Source organism: Bacillus sp. NPDC060175 (assembly GCF_042728695.1).
Taxonomy (GTDB): domain Bacteria; phylum Bacillota; class Bacilli; order Bacillales; family Bacillaceae_G; genus Bacillus_A.
In genome coordinates, this window is record NZ_JBHWYR010000034.1 from 13,096 (window position 1) to 28,459 (window position 15,364).

The window sequence follows — 15,364 nt, forward strand, 5'->3', positions numbered from 1 at the left end:
AGACACCCTCGTAAAAAACGAGAATGCCTTCCAAATTAACCCTCAATAATCTCCATCTTCTCCGTAATCGGCGTACGAGCTTTTCCTTCTGGTGCTTTATCGAAATAGCCGATGTGAAGAATTCCAATGATGCGTTGACCTCTTGTTAAACCGATTCCTTCTATAAATAGTGGATTATAGTTTAATCCACCTGATTTCCAAACACATCCTAAGCCACGTTCCCAAGCAAGTAATTGGAAGTTTTGCATAAATGCACATGTTGCAGCGTAATCTTCGTCACGTTGAATTTGACGCGGATCTTCATTAATGTACACAACGATTTGTGCAGGGGTGCTTAAGAAACGGTCAGATAAAATTTTGCCGCGTTTCGCTCTTTCTTCTTCTGTGAAAGAGTTTAATACTGCGTCTACTAATTTCTGACGACCTTCTCCAATGTATAATTTACAATTCCATGGCTCGCGATGTTTATGATTCGGCGCCCACGTTGCTTCGTTTAATAGTTCAATTAATAGCTCTTTTTCTACTGCTTTATCTGTGAATGTACGAACAGAACGTCTTTCTTTAATAACGTTTGCGATGGAAGTATATGTAGTCATATTTTTCTCTCCCTTATTTTTATCTATATGTATAAATCCGTCATTGATATTGATTTTCAATTTCGATTATAACCTAGTTTTTCACTATTAATCAATGTTTTATGTTGGAAAACCAAGAAAAACTTCTTTTTATACTGTGAATAAAAAAACTTAACTTGTTCACAAGTTTTTCACATTTTATGGAAATGATATGTGTAAGTTTTCCACATTACCCATCTAGGAGGAGTTTACATGTATAAGAAAATCGTAGTAAGTATGACTATGGCAGCATTATTGTGTGGGATATCTGTCTTTCCTGCTTCTGCTTTTGCTTCCGCTGCCACGCCAAAAGAAGTAACCATGCACCATCATAAGCCAGTTTCAGAAGAAGAAATGCAATCATTAGAAAAACTCGGCTATAACAAACATGAAATTTGGAAAGCTGCCCACATTGCAAGAATAAGTAAAAAAGAAATTAAGGACGTTTTAGCTTACTATAAGCAAAATAAATCTTGGGAGAAAACAGCCGAGCATTTCGGTGTAGATCCAAGTAAATTGAAAAAGCATCATATGAATAAAGAAACGAAAAAAGCACTACTGCAAGAATTAGCAAGTATGCAAAAGTCCACACCAGATGGACTAAAACAAAAAATGAAAGAGTATAACATAGGCTTACGTCAGCTCACGGTATTAACAATCATCGCTCAAAAAAGTAATACTTCTCTCGATGATGTACTGAAAATGAAAAAAGATGGGATGGATATTAAACAAATTGCGGAAAAACTAAATGTTAAAAAAGAAGATATACGGGCAGAAATGATTAAATTAGTGAAGTCTATTAAAGAAAAGAAAACAAATTAACATGCCAAAAAGGAAGAGATATTCATCCCTCTTCCTTTTCTTTATGAACTTTCAATTTTCAAGTATAAATTCCCGTCTTTCCCAAAAACTAACATAAGTAAATAATGTAGGTAAGGGGTGAGAAAATGTTTCGTTCTTCGTCTAAAAAGAATAAAAAAACAATCTGTTCCATTCCTGAATTTATCCAAACTATGAAAGGATCTAGTGATTTCGTTTCTTATAACATCGTAGAAGATGGGACGTTATGTTTGTTTTACTATAAATCTACAGCCGAATCACTCCTCATTAATCGATTCATTTTAACACCTATAAAAAGAGAATTAGATCACATTGAAAATATAAGTGATATAGCAAATATCGTCACACTTGAGGAGATTATCACTAATCCTTCTATTGATGACATTCGTGAAAAATTATTAAGTGGTTATGTACTTATACAACTAAAAAATGATTCTCAAATCGCAGAATATGCACTTTTTCGTGCTGAAAGTTCCGTTTTAGGTACACGGCTATATAACGATACTGAAAATGAATATAGTGTCATCGGTCCAAAAGTCGGATTTGTTGAAAATATTGATACAAATATACACTTACTTCGCCGGAATATTGTAACGGAGCAATTAGTTTTCAAAGAAGTTGTAGTGGGCTCTATATCAAAAACAAAAGTCGTAGTTGCTTACATCGAAGGCATTACGAATGAACAGCACGTTAATACTGCAATGCAGCGCCTACAAGACATTGACTTTGATGTTCCTTTCGATGCAACTATGATTGAACAGTTTATTAGTGATAACAGCAACTCTCCCTTCCCTGTTTTACTCCCTACAGAGCGTTTAGATCGCTCCGTTTATGCATTATTGAATGGAGGAGTTGTCATTTTAACAGACGGTTCACCATATGCATTAGCTGGACCAGCGACATTACTCGATTTCTTCGTCTCTCCAGAAGATTATTATTTACCATGGATAGCAGGCTCATTTCTTCGAATGGTTCGCTTTTTCGGAGCAGCATTCTCGCTATTTTCATCAGCTATTTATACAGCTGTATTAACGTATCACTATCAAATGATTCCTGCGGATTTACTAGGCCCGATTATTTTTTCAAGAGCTAATGTACCCTTTCCGCCTATTTTAGAAGCACTTTTTTTAGAAATCACAATCGAATTGCTCCGTGAAGCTGGAGCACGATTACCTACAAAAGTTGGACAAACAATCGGCATCGTTGGCGGGATTGTAATTGGCCAAGCATCTGTTCAGGCTGCTTTAACGAGTACCATTTTATTAATTGCAGTTGCTTTATCAGCACTCGCTTCTTTTACAACACCAACTGTAAAAATGTCTTCTACTATCCGGATACTACGATTTCCACTTATTCTTTTAGCTGGTGCATTTGGGGGCTTAGGTCTCATTGTAGGATTCGTATTCATATTAGCTCATTTAATTCGCTTAAAATCACTTGGATCACCTTATTTATTACCTCTATATCCATTTCGCGGTTTAGGGACAGCAGAAGGCCTCTTTCGCTTGCCATTTAGTCAAACTGCAGGACGTGCCTCTTTTCTAAGACCAAAAAAGAAATGGCGCTATGATCCAAACAAAGCGAAAGAAAAGCATGATGGTGAAGAGAAATGAAAAATACTTTATTATGCTTTTCCATTATCATTTTAATTTTCCAATCCGGCTGTACACAACCAAATATAGTAGACACACAGCGAATTATTCATGTAGGTGGATTTGATATAACGAAAGATAAAAAATTTCGCGGGACGATTCTCTATCCCGATTACACAAGGGGCGTGCAATCAAAGCCTCAAACTCAATCAACGACTGCTGGTACCATTGAAACAATATCTTCACTTCTAAACGCCAAATCACCACATACGATCGCTGTAGGTCAAATGCGTGTTGTCCTATTTGGAAAATCATTTGGTGAACGTGGAATTGGGGATGTTATTACCAACTTACAACGTAATCCTAATATTGGCCGAGATGTGCAACTAGCGCTTGTAGATGGTTCAACAGAAGAATTACTTAAACATGTCAAAACGAATGGATCGCTATATCTATCTGATTTACTGGAGCAAAATATAGAAACCGAGACAATCCCTCGGACAGCTTTAAATATTTTTTTATATAACTTTTATTCATCTGGATACGATCCATTTCTTCCTTATATTAAAGTTGATGAAGACAAGTCCGCTTCCATTAAAGGACTTGCTTTTTTAAAAAAGGATAAAGTGGTTATGTACACAGATAAAAAAGGATCTTTTTTATTAAAATTACTCATTAATCCAACTAAAAATGGGCGTTACGAAGTTCCGATACGTCAAGGTAAACATAAAGGATTGATCGCTACTCAAAACTTATCTGGAAAAAGTTTTTGTTCTCTTTCCCAAAACGGTGACATTCCGAAAGTTAACATCCACTTAAAGTTAAATGGACTTATAAAAAATGCTCCCGACTGGCTCGATTTAGCAAAGAACGAAAATATAACTTACGTAAAAAAACATGTAGAAAAAACGCTTGAGAAGCATTTAAACGAATTAATAAAACAATTCCAAGAAAAAGAAATCGATCCAATAGGGATACGAGAAGAAATTCGTAGTCATTCAAGAAAATGGACTATACAACAAATTCAAGAAATGTACCCTAGCGTAGACGTTGCTGTTAATGTGCAAATTAATGTCGTACAATCTGGTATCGGAGAATAGTGAGGTGCTATAATGGCTGAACAAGATAAAACACATACTGTTTCCCCTTATTTCACATTCCTTCTATTACACTCCCTTCAAATCGGAGTAGGTGTGTTAGGATACCAAAGAATTATTGCGCAATATGCCGGTTATGATTCTTGGATTTCCCTTATTGTCGCTGGTATTGCAACTCATATCGTGTTATTTTGCATGCTTAAAATGTTAGAAAAAGATAATGATTTAATGAATATTCATACGACATGTTTCGGAAAGTGGATTGGAACATTTTTTTCCGTATGCTTTGCTGCATACCTTCTATTATTTTGCCTTACTGTTCTTCGTACATATATTGAAGTCATTCAAGTTTGGGTCTTTCCTACAATTAAACCGTGGAAATTAACGTTATTATTTTTACTCGTAACATATTACGTAATAAAAGGTGGATTCCGCTCTGTAACAGGAATCTGTTTCTGGGGCGTCATAATACCGATTTTCGTACTATTTTTCTTAGTTTTCCCAATGAAATATGCACATGTCCGTAACATTTTCCCAATTCTCACTCATTCACCTTTAGACATTCTAACTGCAACTAAAGCATCTGCATTAGAATTTCTTGGATTTGAAGCAATCCTTATTTTTTATCCATTTATAAAAAAAGGAAAATCGTTAAATAAATGGGCACATAGCGGTATTGCTTTTACAACCATTCTATACGTCATATTAGCGCTTGTTTCCCTTATGTACTATAGCCAAGGACAACTACATCATACAATTTGGCCAACATTAACGATGCTAAAAATTATTAAGGTTCCCTTTATCCAAAGGTTTGAGTACATTATTATTTTCTTATGGTTTCTTATTATTTTACCTAACCTTTGTTTAACGATTTGGTCTTCTTGTTGCATTACTAAGAAATCTTTTCGCATACCATTTAAAATTACATTGCCACTTTTTATCACAATTATATTTATTTCATCCCTATTTTTTACAAACCGTGAGAGTATCAATGCATTAAATACAATATTATCCCAAATAGGCATGTATATTGTCTACGCTTATGTACCGATTTTATTTCTATTCCATTCACTGCGGTGGCGCTTCAAAAATCGTTCAAAAAAAACTTCTCCCTAGGTGTGCTTTAGTCTGATACAATTTTATTAATACATTTGTAAAGGGGACAAGCGGATGAAAAAGTATGTATTTTCTTTACTTGTAGTACTGAGCTTAATTCTTACTGGATGCGGGAGTACTGGTACAAATGAAAAAAAATCTTCTGAATCAAAAGAAGAGCATGACCATGCCACGCATACTCAGCAAGCTGACATTCAAGAAAAGACAAAAGGAGTCGACACACTTCCGGCCTTCCTAGACAAACTTGATCCACAAATGAAAGACATCTATACTGTCGCTGGACAAAATGCTGAACTATTGGATTGGATTCCTTGTTACTGCGGTTGTGGTGAAAGTGTAGGACATAAAAATAATAAAAATTGCTTTATTCGTGAAATCAAAAAGAATGGTGAAGTTGTTTGGGATTCCCATGCAACAACTTGTGTAAATTGCTTAGAAATCGCAGTTGAATCTGCTTCGATGAAACAAAAAGGAAAATCAACGCTTGAAATTCGTAATTATATTGATAATAAATACAAAGAAGGATATGGAAAACCAACACCTACGCCAATGCCAAAAGCTTAAAAAACGAGGAGACTCCTCGTTTTTTTTCTTTTCATTCACTTTTTTTCTTAACAAATTCTTTCAAGTGTATTTCTCCTCGCTTATCACACACTATATATAACTCTTCGGTAAGGAGGGTAACACAGTGCAAACATATAACGACTATGACAAAGCTCTCTATTACACGTATTGCTGTAATTGGGATAAACTACTCGTTTTAATGGTTCAAACGAATGATCAACTATTTTCTAAGCGTATTGAACACTTTTTACACGCTTATCAATACAGTAAAGAATTACCAGAAGTTGACAAGCAATTGCAGCTCCTATTTCAATATATTGACCATGCATCCCAGAAGTCACATGTAGAAGAAGTAGTAGAGCAAATTCAAATGTAAAATATAGCGCTATTCTCTCTTAGAGAATGGCGCTTTTTTGAACATTTTTATATCAATAAAAGTTTTCTTTTACAAAACTTTTATTGATAAACATATTTTCTCTTTCTTTTCTGTACTACTTCATACTATAATTTAGTATGTAACTATTATAAGTGAGGTATAAAATATGGGACGAGAAAAAAAGCAAGAGTATGCTTTATTTACTGCATGGGGAGCTTCTTTTATTGCTACGCTAGGTAGCCTATACTTTTCCGAAATCATGAAATTTGAGCCTTGTGTCCTTTGCTGGTATCAACGTATCTTTATGTATCCATTCGTTTTATGGCTCGGCATTGCTGTAGTAAAAAAAGATTATCGCATTGCAAGTTATTCCTTACCAATTGCAAGTATTGGTGCTTGTATTTCTTTATATCATTATGCAATTCAAAAAGTTTCAGCACTATCAGCTGCAGGAGCAGCTTGCGGACGCGTACCTTGTACGGGAGAATACATAAACTGGTTTGGCTTTGTGACAATCCCGTTTTTAGCACTTATCGGCTTTATCACAATCGCTATTTGTAGCTTCATTGTAATTAAAAACAAGTAAGGAGATGAAAAAATGAAAAAAATGCTTATATTTGGCGGTATTATTATTGCCTTGTTTGCAGCAATTTTCGCTGTAACACAAATGGAAGAAAAAAATGCTTCAACTAGCCAAAAAATTGATAATACTACTGGTAGTCAAACAGATGGTCCTGACTACTACACAAATAAAATCTCTCTTTCAGATCTCCAAAAGAACTTAAAAGAAAAAAAAGAAGAAACAGTATACTTTTATCAAACATCTTGCGTTCATTGCCAAAAATTATCTCCTATCCTAGTACCAATGGCTAAAGACTTGAATGTTGATATGAAAGTTATGGATATTGAAAAATTAGATGCTCCTTGGGATGAATATAAAATTAAAGGTACTCCAACAATCATTCATTTTAAAGATGGTAAAGAAGTGAGCCGTATTAGCGGCGAACAACCGGAAGACAAATTAAAAGAGTGGCTTGAGCAAACGAAGAAATAACGAGAAAAGGAAACTCCTTCTATACATGAAATGCGTGTAAAATCCCACACTAATGTATAAGGAGGGGGTTTTATGCCAGAAGTGAAATGCTCTGTTTCCAATTGCTCATTTTGGGGACAAGGTAACCTTTGTCAAGCAAGTGCAATCGTTGTTCAACCTGATGCACAAGAAGCAGGTCAAATTGAAAACAGTTCATATACAAACACTACTTTAACAAACGAGACGCTTGAAAGTTCTGTAACAACGAGTGTAGAAACGTGTTGTCATACATTTAAACCGAAATATTAAACGTAAAAGCATACGATTAGTCGTATGCTTTTTTACATTACCCTCCAAAAATCATGCATCATAAAAAAGTACAAAATAACGAGAAGGACCGTCCCGCATAAAGTAATGCGTCGATATACACTCTTCTCCCCTTCCCTCGCTTTAACAAATGCCCAAATAAATCCGACGAACAATATTAAATCAACATATGGAACATAAAAGGAGAAGACGAGTAACGCATATACATACACGATAAATAAACAAGTCGTGATTAAGAAAATTTTAAATGCAAATTCACTTTTCATAATGTGACCGCCCCCCAGTCTGTACTGTATTATATTCAGCAAAACATAATAGTTGCTGTTTCAATTTTTTCATCTCACTATTTGCAGGCACACGATTGGTATGAAATCATTAAAACCAACTAAACTTCATCACAAATAAGCTACCGCCTATACACGGTAGCTATTATGGAACATTATATTTCCTTTTATATATGTTACTTAAAATCGAATAAGGTAATTGCTCATAACGAATTTTTTCTCCCGTTTCATCTACAATATACAAATTGTTTCCTATATAATAGGTTCCATCTTTTCGTTTGGAATACACTGTATATTTTTCAGTTGGCAATACCGTTTTTATTTTCGTCAATTGTCCATTTGGTTCTTGCCAATATATATTTACACGGTCTACTAACGTAAGCATTCCAATTTGTTCTTCTTCTACTTTACGACCATTCCAACTCACAACACGATAACCAAGCTTATACGCTTCATATTCGGGACTCGTATGAAAACGCGAAATAATTACTTTCGTCTGTAATTGTACTCGGTCGTATAACCATTGTATGTCCCGATCGTGCATGCGAATACAACCATTCGACTCCCGGCTTCCAATCGTCCATTCCCGATTTGTTCCATGAATCGCATATTCCTTTTTATCTAGACCCAGCCACCTCGTACCGAGAGGGTTATTTGGAGCACCCCCAGCTATTTTCTTACGATGGTATTCTTTATTTTTATATTTAGTTATAATACAAAAATTCCCTTCAGGCGTTGGGGTGCTATCTCTTCCTGTCGTTATCGGAAATGTTCTAGTATAGTTTCCCTCTTCAAAAAAAGACAGCTGATTCGTTGTAAGGTTAACTAATATTAAATGATCTGTATTAGCAAAAACGCTAGCTGGCAGGCAGAAAAATAGGATTACGATAAACCATACTTTCTTCATCTAAATCCTCCCTAGCACTAACATCATAATAAAGTGAAACTTTACTCGTTGGGGGATTTTGTCCATCCCCACTGAGGATTAGCCTTCACCAATCGGGCATTTATCTCCCACCTAACTTTCTTGTATTCACCGAATTTTGAGGTAGGAGTCTTACTGCCCGCAAATAGCGAGATAAAGTGAAACTTTAATCAGTGGGGGGTTTGTTCATCCCCCACTGAGGATTAGCCTTCACCAATCGGGCGTTTACGGGGAGTTAATCCCCCCACCTAACTTCTGTGCTCCACCTGAATTTTGAGTTGGAATTTTACTGCCCGCAAATAGCGGGATAAATGCAATTAGCTTTACTTTGCTCTTATAAATGAAAACTATCCATTCACAATTACTCCACCATTTACATGCATCATTTGCCCTGTCACATATGCCGAATCACTAGACGCCAAATATACATATGCAGGCGCTAATTCATACGGCTGACCAGGCCTTTGCATAGGAACATTGCTCCCAAACTGTGATACTTTTTTCTCATCAAAACTGGATGGAATAAGCGGTGTCCAAATTGGGCCTGGTGCAACCCCATTTACACGAATTCCTTTTTGTACTAACGACTGAGATAGCGATCTTGTAAAAGTGACGATTGCTCCTTTCGTTGCAGAATAATCGATCAACGTTTCATTTCCTTCATACGCAACGATAGATGCCGTGTTTATAATTACATCACCTTGCTTTAAATGAGAGAGTGCTGCTTTCGCAACGTGAAAATAAGAAAAAATATTAATGCGAAACGTTTTTTCTAACTGTTCCGCTGTAATATATTCTAATCCTTGCTGCGGATATTGCTGTGCGACGTTATTCACTAAAATATTTAAACTACCTAGCTGTCGGGCGGTCTCTTCCACAATATCTTTACAATGTTGTTCATTACTTAAATCACCCGGCAACAATACACACTTTACGCCTTCTTTCTCAACAAGTTTTTTCGTCTCATTTGCATCTTCGTCCTCATCTAAATAAGCAATCGCAATATTTGCTCCCTCTTTTGCAAAAGCGATGGACACAGCTCTCCCAATCCCACTATCTCCCCCTGTAATTAATACATTCTTTCCTTTTAACTTTTCGCTTCCTTTATAATTAGGATCTTCAAACTTTGGACGAGGATTCATTAATGATTCAATACCAGGCTGTTTATTTTGATGTTGCGCTGGCATCGTTACAAAGTTTTTTTGCTGCGGCATAACTTCCTTCAACTCCTTTCCCCTTATAATGCGCACAATAAAAAAAACTACTTACACATTAAAAAACCACAATTCACACACAGTTTTACGGTTAATATTCGAATTTACGACATAAAATAGGAATTGTTCTAAAGTTTTTATGCAAAACTATTGCAAAATAGTTAAAAAACGAATATTATATATAACTGTTGTGAAAATTATTCGTAAAAAGAAAGGATGTTTATATGTTTAACCTTTCAAAACATAAAACTTCTATTAAAACTGAAATTATGGCAGGTATTATTACCTTTTTAACAATGGCATATATCATTGTCGTAAACCCTGTCATCCTTGGGGATGCAGGCGTTCCATTTGAGCAAGCATTTACAGCGACAATCATTGCAGCTGTTGTCGGAACATTATTTATGGCGATCTTTACTAATCTACCAATCGCAATTGCACCAGGTATGGGATTAAATGCTTACTTCTCTTACTCTGTTGTAAAAGCTCATGAAGGCATGACTTTCGCGATTGCATTCTCTGCTGTATTCGTAGCAGGTATGATTTTAATTTTGTTATCATTCACATCTTTCCGTACGAAATTAATGGAAGTAATTCCTGAAAACTTAAAACATGCACTTACTGCTGGTATCGGTCTTTTTATTGCTTTTATCGGTTTGCGCTTAACAGGAATTGTTACAAAAAATGATGCAAACTTAGTTGGGCTTGGCGATCTTCACTCTGCTCCAGTTCTACTAGCATTAGCTGGCCTTGGAATTACAATTATCCTTATGTCTTTAAATATAAACGGGGCACTATTTATCGGAATGTTATTAACTGGTATTATCGCTTACTTCACAGGTCAATTAACATTCTCAAACGGCGTTACATCAATGCCTGGATTACCAGAAGGAATTATCGTTTCAAATCCAATTACTGCTGTATCTGATGTAATTAACTACGGATTATACGGCGTTGTGTTCTCATTCTTCCTCGTTACACTATTTGATACAACAGGTACACTACTTGGCGTTGCACAACAAGGTGGATTTATGAAAGACGGAAAGCTTCCAAAAGCAGGACGAGCTCTTCTATCTGACTCATTCTCAGCAACAATTGGAGCTATGTTCGGAACAACACCATCAACAGCTTACATTGAATCATCTGCTGGTGTTGCAGCTGGTGGTCGTACTGGTTTAACAACTGTTACAGTAGCTGTTCTATTTGCATTAGCAGCATTCTTCGGACCGTTAGTGAGTGCTGTTTCTGGCGTTTCAGCTATTACAGCACCATCATTAATTATCGTTGGTAGTCTTATGATGGGCTCAGTTCGCCACATCGATTGGGATACATTCGATGAAGCATTCCCAGCATTTTTAGTAATCTTAAGCATGCCACTTACATCAAGTATCTCAACAGGAATTGCACTTGGATTTATTTCATACCCACTTATGAAATTGGCAAAAGGACAATTCCGTGCTGTTCACCCGCTTGTGTATTTATTCGGAATCTTGTTCGCTTATCAATTAGTTTTCTTACCACATTAAAATCCCTCATAAAGAGGGATTTTTTATTTACAAAAAAACATTTGACAACAGTATATACTTATGGAATAATTCTAAATAGTTAAATATTCGATGTCTTATCAAGAGCAGGTGGAGGGATGAGCCCTACGAAGCCCGGCAACCGACCCATTTATGGGCACGGTGCTAATTCTTACAACACATTGTGTTGAAAGATAAGAGTAATATGATAAGACGTCTTTTCTATATGAAAAGACGTTTTTATTTTCACTCCCTCCTCTCTCTTCTTAATTTAGGAGGGATTTTTTTATGAAAAAATTATGTTCCACCGTACTCATTATTCTCTTACTCGCATTAACAGCTTGCACAAATGAACAAGATGCTATCTCTTCACAAAGGCAACAAACGGTGAAGAAAGAAGCTACTACAGCAGAAAATCATTTACAAACAGAAATTCCAAGCCAAGTAAAAAAGCCATTAAAAATCGCATTAATTATGCAAATGTCCATCGGAACTTTTTCCTCTCAATATATTGAGGGTGTCAAAAAACAAGTCGAGCTATTCGGTGGCAGTGTGCAAGTCTACAATTCTGATAATGATTTAGCAAAAATGGCAGCAAATCTAGATACTGCTATTAATTCAAAAGTTGATGGTATTTTAATTGATCATGGTCGCTCTGAAGCACTAAAACCCGGAGTAGAAAAAGCATTACAAGCGAACATTCCTGTAGTGGCATCTGATAACGACCTACGCTTACCAGGCGTAACGATTATTGATCAAGATGACTATAGTCTTGCATGGAAATCATTAAAAACGTTAGCAGAAGATCTGAATGGACAAGGGAATATCGCCGTCGTATGGGTTGGCGGATTTTCTCCAATGGAACGTCGCAATGTTATCATTGATGCTTTTTATAAACGTTATCCAAATATAAAAGAAGTGGCACGCTTTGGTACCGCTAGTAATAACACACCACTTGATACACAAACACAAGTAGAAGCTTTACTAAAAAAATATCCAAAAAAAGGTGACTTACAAGCTATTTTCGCTTCGTGGGATGAGTTTGCTAAAGGGGCCGTCAAAGCACTCGAACAAGCTGGTCGTACAGATATAAAAGTATACAGCATCGACTTAAGTAATGAAGATTTACAACTCATGCAAAAAGAAAATTCACCTTGGACTGCTACGGCTGCAACCGATCCAGCTGAAGTCGGTAAAGTTCAAGTGCGTTTCTTATACAAGAAAATCGCTGGTGAACAAACGCCAGATATTTATTCACTAGAACCTTATTTAGTAAAGAAAAATATTTTACCACAAGAAAATATAACGATGGATCAATTATCAAAACATATAAACGGTTGGGGAGACTCGAAAGATGCATATTCACCTTGGATGAAAAAATTAGAGAAGGAGAAAAAATGATGCCATTCTCTCTTCAAAACATTACACATTCTTATCACATCGCTACCCCTGTACTAGAAAATATTTCTATTAACATACAAAAAGGAAAAGTTCACGCTTTACTAGGAATGAATGGTGCAGGAAAAAGTACTTTACTAAAAATAGCAACTGGTGAAATTCAACCAGTTGCTGGACACATAACAATTAATAATCAGCCCGTTTCTTTTACTTCACCACGCGATGCAAAAAAGCATGGTATTTCTTTCGTAACACAAGAAGTGGATCACGGACTTATTCCTGGATTATCCGTATTAGAAAATGTACTAATCGATCATTTAGCAATGCAAAATAAAGCACTATTTTCAAAATCAAAATTAGTGGCACTCGCTAAACAATACTTGCAAGCTGTACAGGCCGACTTAAATATGCTTGAAGATGTTTCAAACTGCTCATTACATGAAAAACAATTACTTCTCATCGCAAGAGCTCTATCTAACAATACAAATTATCTTTTATTAGATGAGCCAACTTCTTCTCTTGGACCAAAAGAAGTCGAAACCTTTGGAAAACTATTAAAAGATTTAACATCAAAAGGAATTGGCATCATCCTGATTTCTCATCGTTTATCAGAGATTCGAAAATTTGCGGATGAGGTAACTGTTTTATATAAAGGTAAAGTCGCACTTTCTGAAACCATTACAACGATTACGGATCAACAAATTGTTGAAGCAATGACTGGAAAACAACTTACACTTCCTATTAATACAACACCAAAACTCGGGAGCGAAGAAATATTGAAAGTACAAGAACTTCAATTACATAAAGACCATCCTCCGCTTTCTCTTACAGTACGAAAAGGAGAAACTGTTGTGATATACGGATTAATTGGAAGCGGAAAAACAACACTTGCTGAAACTTTATTTGGTGCTCGTCATACTTATCAAGCAGAAATCGACGGTCAAAATATAACGATTAAAACACCGCAAGATGCGATTAAAGCGAAAATCGCGCTTGTACCAGAAGAAAGAAGAAAACAAGGCGTATTTCTTTCGGAAGATATTATAAGTCACACAAATTTACACCAATCAGGTTGGAGACGAAAACAAACCGAATTAAATAATGCTACTGCGGCAATTACTGCTTTCGGCATCTCACCAAATGATCCAAAAGCCTTTATTCATTCACTTAGCGGCGGAAATCAACAAAAAGTCTCAATTGCAAAGTGGCATGGATTCAAACCTAATCTATTTCTTTTGGACGAGCCAACTAAAGGTGTAGACATCGCTGCGAAACAAGACATTTTTCAATCCATTCGTAACATTACAAATGACGGAAATTCCATAATTTATTTCACAGGAGAACAAGATGAAGCGCTACATATCGCCGATCGTATTCTCATACTAGCAAACGGCGAATTTGTTGGTGAGTACTTGCCGAATGACCTATCTCCTGAACAGCTTTTACATTTATCTGAAGGGAGCTTTTCCATTGAATCTCATTCATAAAACTAAAACTAAGAAATTATATTTACCTACCCATCTTTTTTATCAATTTAGCACGATTGCTATCATTATAGGTGTTACAATTTTTTTCTCTATCGCCAACGATTCTTTTTTAACCTACAACAATATTAGTGATATTTTACGTTCCATTTCTATTGTAACGTTACTTGCAATTGGTGTTACCTTTACATTAATTGTAGATGGATTTGATTTATCAGTCGGCTCTACCGCTAGTTTAGCCACAATTACCGCGGCTTCTTGTCTCGTTTTATATCGACAAGAACTAATAGTCACACTCCTTATTCCTATTCTTTGTGGACTATTAGTTGGATTATTAAATGCACTACTCGTTATCCGAATTAAGCTACCAGATTTACTAGCTACATTAAGTATCATGTATATCGTGAATGGACTACACTTAACATTCTCAAAAGGATCTTCTATTTATGAAGGAATGTCTGGTGCCACAGGACATTTTATTCCATCCTTTTTATTTATCGGTCAGGGCTCCGTTTTAGGAATTCCAGTCCCTGTCATTATCATGCTTAGCGTCGTTTTGATTGCATATTTATTTTTAGAAAAAACAACGTACGGTCGTTTCTTTTATATGACAGGTGGGAATCGAGAAGCTGCTAGACTAGCCGGTATCCCTACTGATCATTACCGTGTATATGCCTATATGATTAGCGGTTTACTTGCCTCTATTGGCGGCATCATTCTATGTAGCCGCGTTGGAACAGGACAAGTTTCAGCAGGCGCCCCATTATTAATGGATGCAGTTGCAGCTGCCTATATCGGTTATGCAATGTTTGGTGCAAAGAAACCAAACATTGTCGGAACATTTCTTGGCTCAGTATTAATTGGAATTATATTAAATGGCCTCACAATGATGAACGTTCCTTATTATGCACAAGATATCATTAAAGGCAGTATTTTAATTACAGCTTTAGCCTTTTCATTTATTAAAAAAAGTTTAA

General features: G+C 35.9%; 16 protein-coding genes, 1 pseudogene and 1 riboswitch. Of the genes and pseudogenes, 13 read left to right on the plus strand and 4 right to left on the minus strand.

The window, feature by feature from the left end; all coding sequences use genetic code 11:
* Positions 1-35: 35 nt before the first annotated feature.
* Entirely contained in the window at positions 36-596 is a 561-nt protein-coding gene (locus ACFWDE_RS17295; RefSeq protein ID WP_002150450.1) for a nitroreductase family protein, read from the minus strand.
* 231 nt (positions 597-827) lie between these two features.
* Between ACFWDE_RS17295 and ACFWDE_RS17300 the strand changes: the two genes are divergently transcribed.
* From ACFWDE_RS17300 to ACFWDE_RS17340, 9 genes are all read left to right on the plus strand, one after another.
* Positions 828-1,436: a hypothetical protein gene (locus ACFWDE_RS17300; RefSeq protein WP_377893558.1), complete on the plus strand. Its 609-nt coding sequence runs from the start codon at positions 828-830 to the stop codon at positions 1,434-1,436.
* 125 nt (positions 1,437-1,561) lie between these two features.
* Positions 1,562-3,067, plus strand: a complete 1,506-nt coding sequence (locus tag ACFWDE_RS17305) for a spore germination protein (protein ID WP_377893559.1) — start codon at positions 1,562-1,564, stop codon at positions 3,065-3,067.
* A complete protein-coding gene (gene gerYC, locus ACFWDE_RS17310) occupies positions 3,064-4,146 on the plus strand; it encodes a spore germination protein GerYC (RefSeq protein WP_377893561.1) in 1,083 nt (360 codons plus the stop codon). Before ACFWDE_RS17305 ends, gerYC begins: the two co-directional genes overlap by 4 nt.
* 12 nt (positions 4,147-4,158) lie before the next feature.
* Positions 4,159-5,259 (plus strand): GerAB/ArcD/ProY family transporter, encoded by a 1,101-nt coding sequence (locus ACFWDE_RS17315; protein ID WP_377893562.1) that lies wholly within the window; start codon positions 4,159-4,161, stop codon positions 5,257-5,259.
* A gap of 54 nt (positions 5,260-5,313) precedes the next feature.
* Positions 5,314-5,823 (plus strand): PCYCGC motif-containing (lipo)protein, encoded by a 510-nt coding sequence (locus ACFWDE_RS17320; RefSeq protein ID WP_002063869.1) that lies wholly within the window; start codon positions 5,314-5,316, stop codon positions 5,821-5,823.
* Between the two features lie 124 nt (positions 5,824-5,947).
* Positions 5,948-6,199, plus strand: coding sequence for a YhdB family protein (locus tag ACFWDE_RS17325; protein ID WP_002150460.1), 252 nt, complete (start codon positions 5,948-5,950; stop codon positions 6,197-6,199).
* 166 nt (positions 6,200-6,365) lie between these two features.
* On the plus strand, positions 6,366-6,785 hold the full coding sequence (locus ACFWDE_RS17330) for a disulfide formation protein C (protein WP_002116351.1): 420 nt from the start codon (positions 6,366-6,368) through the stop codon (positions 6,783-6,785).
* Between the two features lie 12 nt (positions 6,786-6,797).
* On the plus strand, positions 6,798-7,253 hold the full coding sequence (locus tag ACFWDE_RS17335; protein ID WP_377893565.1) for a thioredoxin family protein: 456 nt from the start codon (positions 6,798-6,800) through the stop codon (positions 7,251-7,253).
* 72 nt (positions 7,254-7,325) lie between these two features.
* Positions 7,326-7,541 carry a DUF1540 domain-containing protein gene (locus ACFWDE_RS17340; protein ID WP_377893567.1) on the plus strand — a complete coding sequence of 72 codons (216 nt, stop codon included), beginning with the start codon at positions 7,326-7,328 and terminating at the stop codon, positions 7,539-7,541.
* A 32-nt stretch (positions 7,542-7,573) separates the two neighbouring features.
* Here the strand turns inward: ACFWDE_RS17340 and ACFWDE_RS17345 are convergent, their stop codons facing one another.
* From ACFWDE_RS17345 to ACFWDE_RS17355, 3 genes are all read right to left on the minus strand, one after another.
* The gene (locus ACFWDE_RS17345; protein ID WP_377893569.1) at positions 7,574-7,825 is read right to left on the minus strand and encodes a hypothetical protein; all 252 of its coding nucleotides are present in this window, start codon (positions 7,823-7,825) and stop codon (positions 7,574-7,576) included.
* 163 nt (positions 7,826-7,988) lie between these two features.
* Positions 7,989-8,750 carry a L,D-transpeptidase gene (locus ACFWDE_RS17350; protein ID WP_377893571.1) on the minus strand — a complete coding sequence of 254 codons (762 nt, stop codon included), beginning with the start codon at positions 8,748-8,750 and terminating at the stop codon, positions 7,989-7,991.
* 365 nt (positions 8,751-9,115) lie between these two features.
* Positions 9,116-9,982, minus strand: coding sequence for an SDR family oxidoreductase (locus tag ACFWDE_RS17355; protein ID WP_377893611.1), 867 nt, complete (start codon positions 9,980-9,982; stop codon positions 9,116-9,118).
* 224 nt (positions 9,983-10,206) lie between these two features.
* On the opposite strand from ACFWDE_RS17355, the gene ACFWDE_RS17360 reads away from it, so the two are divergent.
* The 4 genes and pseudogenes from ACFWDE_RS17360 to ACFWDE_RS17375 form a co-directional block, all read left to right on the plus strand.
* Positions 10,207-11,508, plus strand: a complete 1,302-nt coding sequence (locus tag ACFWDE_RS17360; RefSeq protein ID WP_377893573.1) for an NCS2 family permease — start codon at positions 10,207-10,209, stop codon at positions 11,506-11,508.
* Positions 11,509-11,600: 92 nt separating this feature from the next.
* Positions 11,601-11,706, plus strand: a riboswitch (SAM riboswitch).
* Between the two features lie 87 nt (positions 11,707-11,793).
* Positions 11,794-12,906 carry a sugar ABC transporter substrate-binding protein gene (locus tag ACFWDE_RS17365; protein ID WP_377893574.1) on the plus strand — a complete coding sequence of 371 codons (1,113 nt, stop codon included), beginning with the start codon at positions 11,794-11,796 and terminating at the stop codon, positions 12,904-12,906.
* Positions 12,903-14,390 carry a sugar ABC transporter ATP-binding protein gene (locus tag ACFWDE_RS17370; RefSeq protein WP_377893575.1) on the plus strand — a complete coding sequence of 496 codons (1,488 nt, stop codon included), beginning with the start codon at positions 12,903-12,905 and terminating at the stop codon, positions 14,388-14,390. Before ACFWDE_RS17365 ends, ACFWDE_RS17370 begins: the two co-directional genes overlap by 4 nt.
* Positions 14,374-15,357, plus strand: a pseudogene (locus tag ACFWDE_RS17375) (ABC transporter permease); the annotation flags it as partial. The gene ACFWDE_RS17370 and the pseudogene ACFWDE_RS17375, both read left to right, overlap by 17 nt.
* Between the last annotated feature and the right edge of the window lie 7 nt (positions 15,358-15,364).

What these genes read in the sequence shown, in the direction of transcription:
- ACFWDE_RS17295 (WP_002150450.1), bottom strand. Translation starts at nt 596, where the DNA reads ATGACTACATATACTTCCATCGCAAACGTTATTAAAGAAAGACGTTCT.
- ACFWDE_RS17300 (WP_377893558.1), top strand. Translation starts at nt 828, where the DNA reads ATGTATAAGAAAATCGTAGTAAGTATGACTATGGCAGCATTATTGTGT.
- ACFWDE_RS17305 (WP_377893559.1), top strand. Translation starts at nt 1,562, where the DNA reads ATGTTTCGTTCTTCGTCTAAAAAGAATAAAAAAACAATCTGTTCCATT.
- gerYC (WP_377893561.1), top strand. Translation starts at nt 3,064, where the DNA reads ATGAAAAATACTTTATTATGCTTTTCCATTATCATTTTAATTTTCCAA.
- ACFWDE_RS17315 (WP_377893562.1), top strand. Translation starts at nt 4,159, where the DNA reads ATGGCTGAACAAGATAAAACACATACTGTTTCCCCTTATTTCACATTC.
- ACFWDE_RS17320 (WP_002063869.1), top strand. Translation starts at nt 5,314, where the DNA reads ATGAAAAAGTATGTATTTTCTTTACTTGTAGTACTGAGCTTAATTCTT.
- ACFWDE_RS17330 (WP_002116351.1), top strand. Translation starts at nt 6,366, where the DNA reads ATGGGACGAGAAAAAAAGCAAGAGTATGCTTTATTTACTGCATGGGGA.
- ACFWDE_RS17335 (WP_377893565.1), top strand. Translation starts at nt 6,798, where the DNA reads ATGAAAAAAATGCTTATATTTGGCGGTATTATTATTGCCTTGTTTGCA.
- ACFWDE_RS17340 (WP_377893567.1), top strand. Translation starts at nt 7,326, where the DNA reads ATGCCAGAAGTGAAATGCTCTGTTTCCAATTGCTCATTTTGGGGACAA.
- ACFWDE_RS17345 (WP_377893569.1), bottom strand. Translation starts at nt 7,825, where the DNA reads ATGAAAAGTGAATTTGCATTTAAAATTTTCTTAATCACGACTTGTTTA.
- ACFWDE_RS17350 (WP_377893571.1), bottom strand. Translation starts at nt 8,750, where the DNA reads ATGAAGAAAGTATGGTTTATCGTAATCCTATTTTTCTGCCTGCCAGCT.
- ACFWDE_RS17355 (WP_377893611.1), bottom strand. Translation starts at nt 9,982, where the DNA reads ATGCCGCAGCAAAAAAACTTTGTAACGATGCCAGCGCAACATCAAAAT.
- ACFWDE_RS17360 (WP_377893573.1), top strand. Translation starts at nt 10,207, where the DNA reads ATGTTTAACCTTTCAAAACATAAAACTTCTATTAAAACTGAAATTATG.
- ACFWDE_RS17365 (WP_377893574.1), top strand. Translation starts at nt 11,794, where the DNA reads ATGAAAAAATTATGTTCCACCGTACTCATTATTCTCTTACTCGCATTA.
- ACFWDE_RS17370 (WP_377893575.1), top strand. Translation starts at nt 12,903, where the DNA reads ATGATGCCATTCTCTCTTCAAAACATTACACATTCTTATCACATCGCT.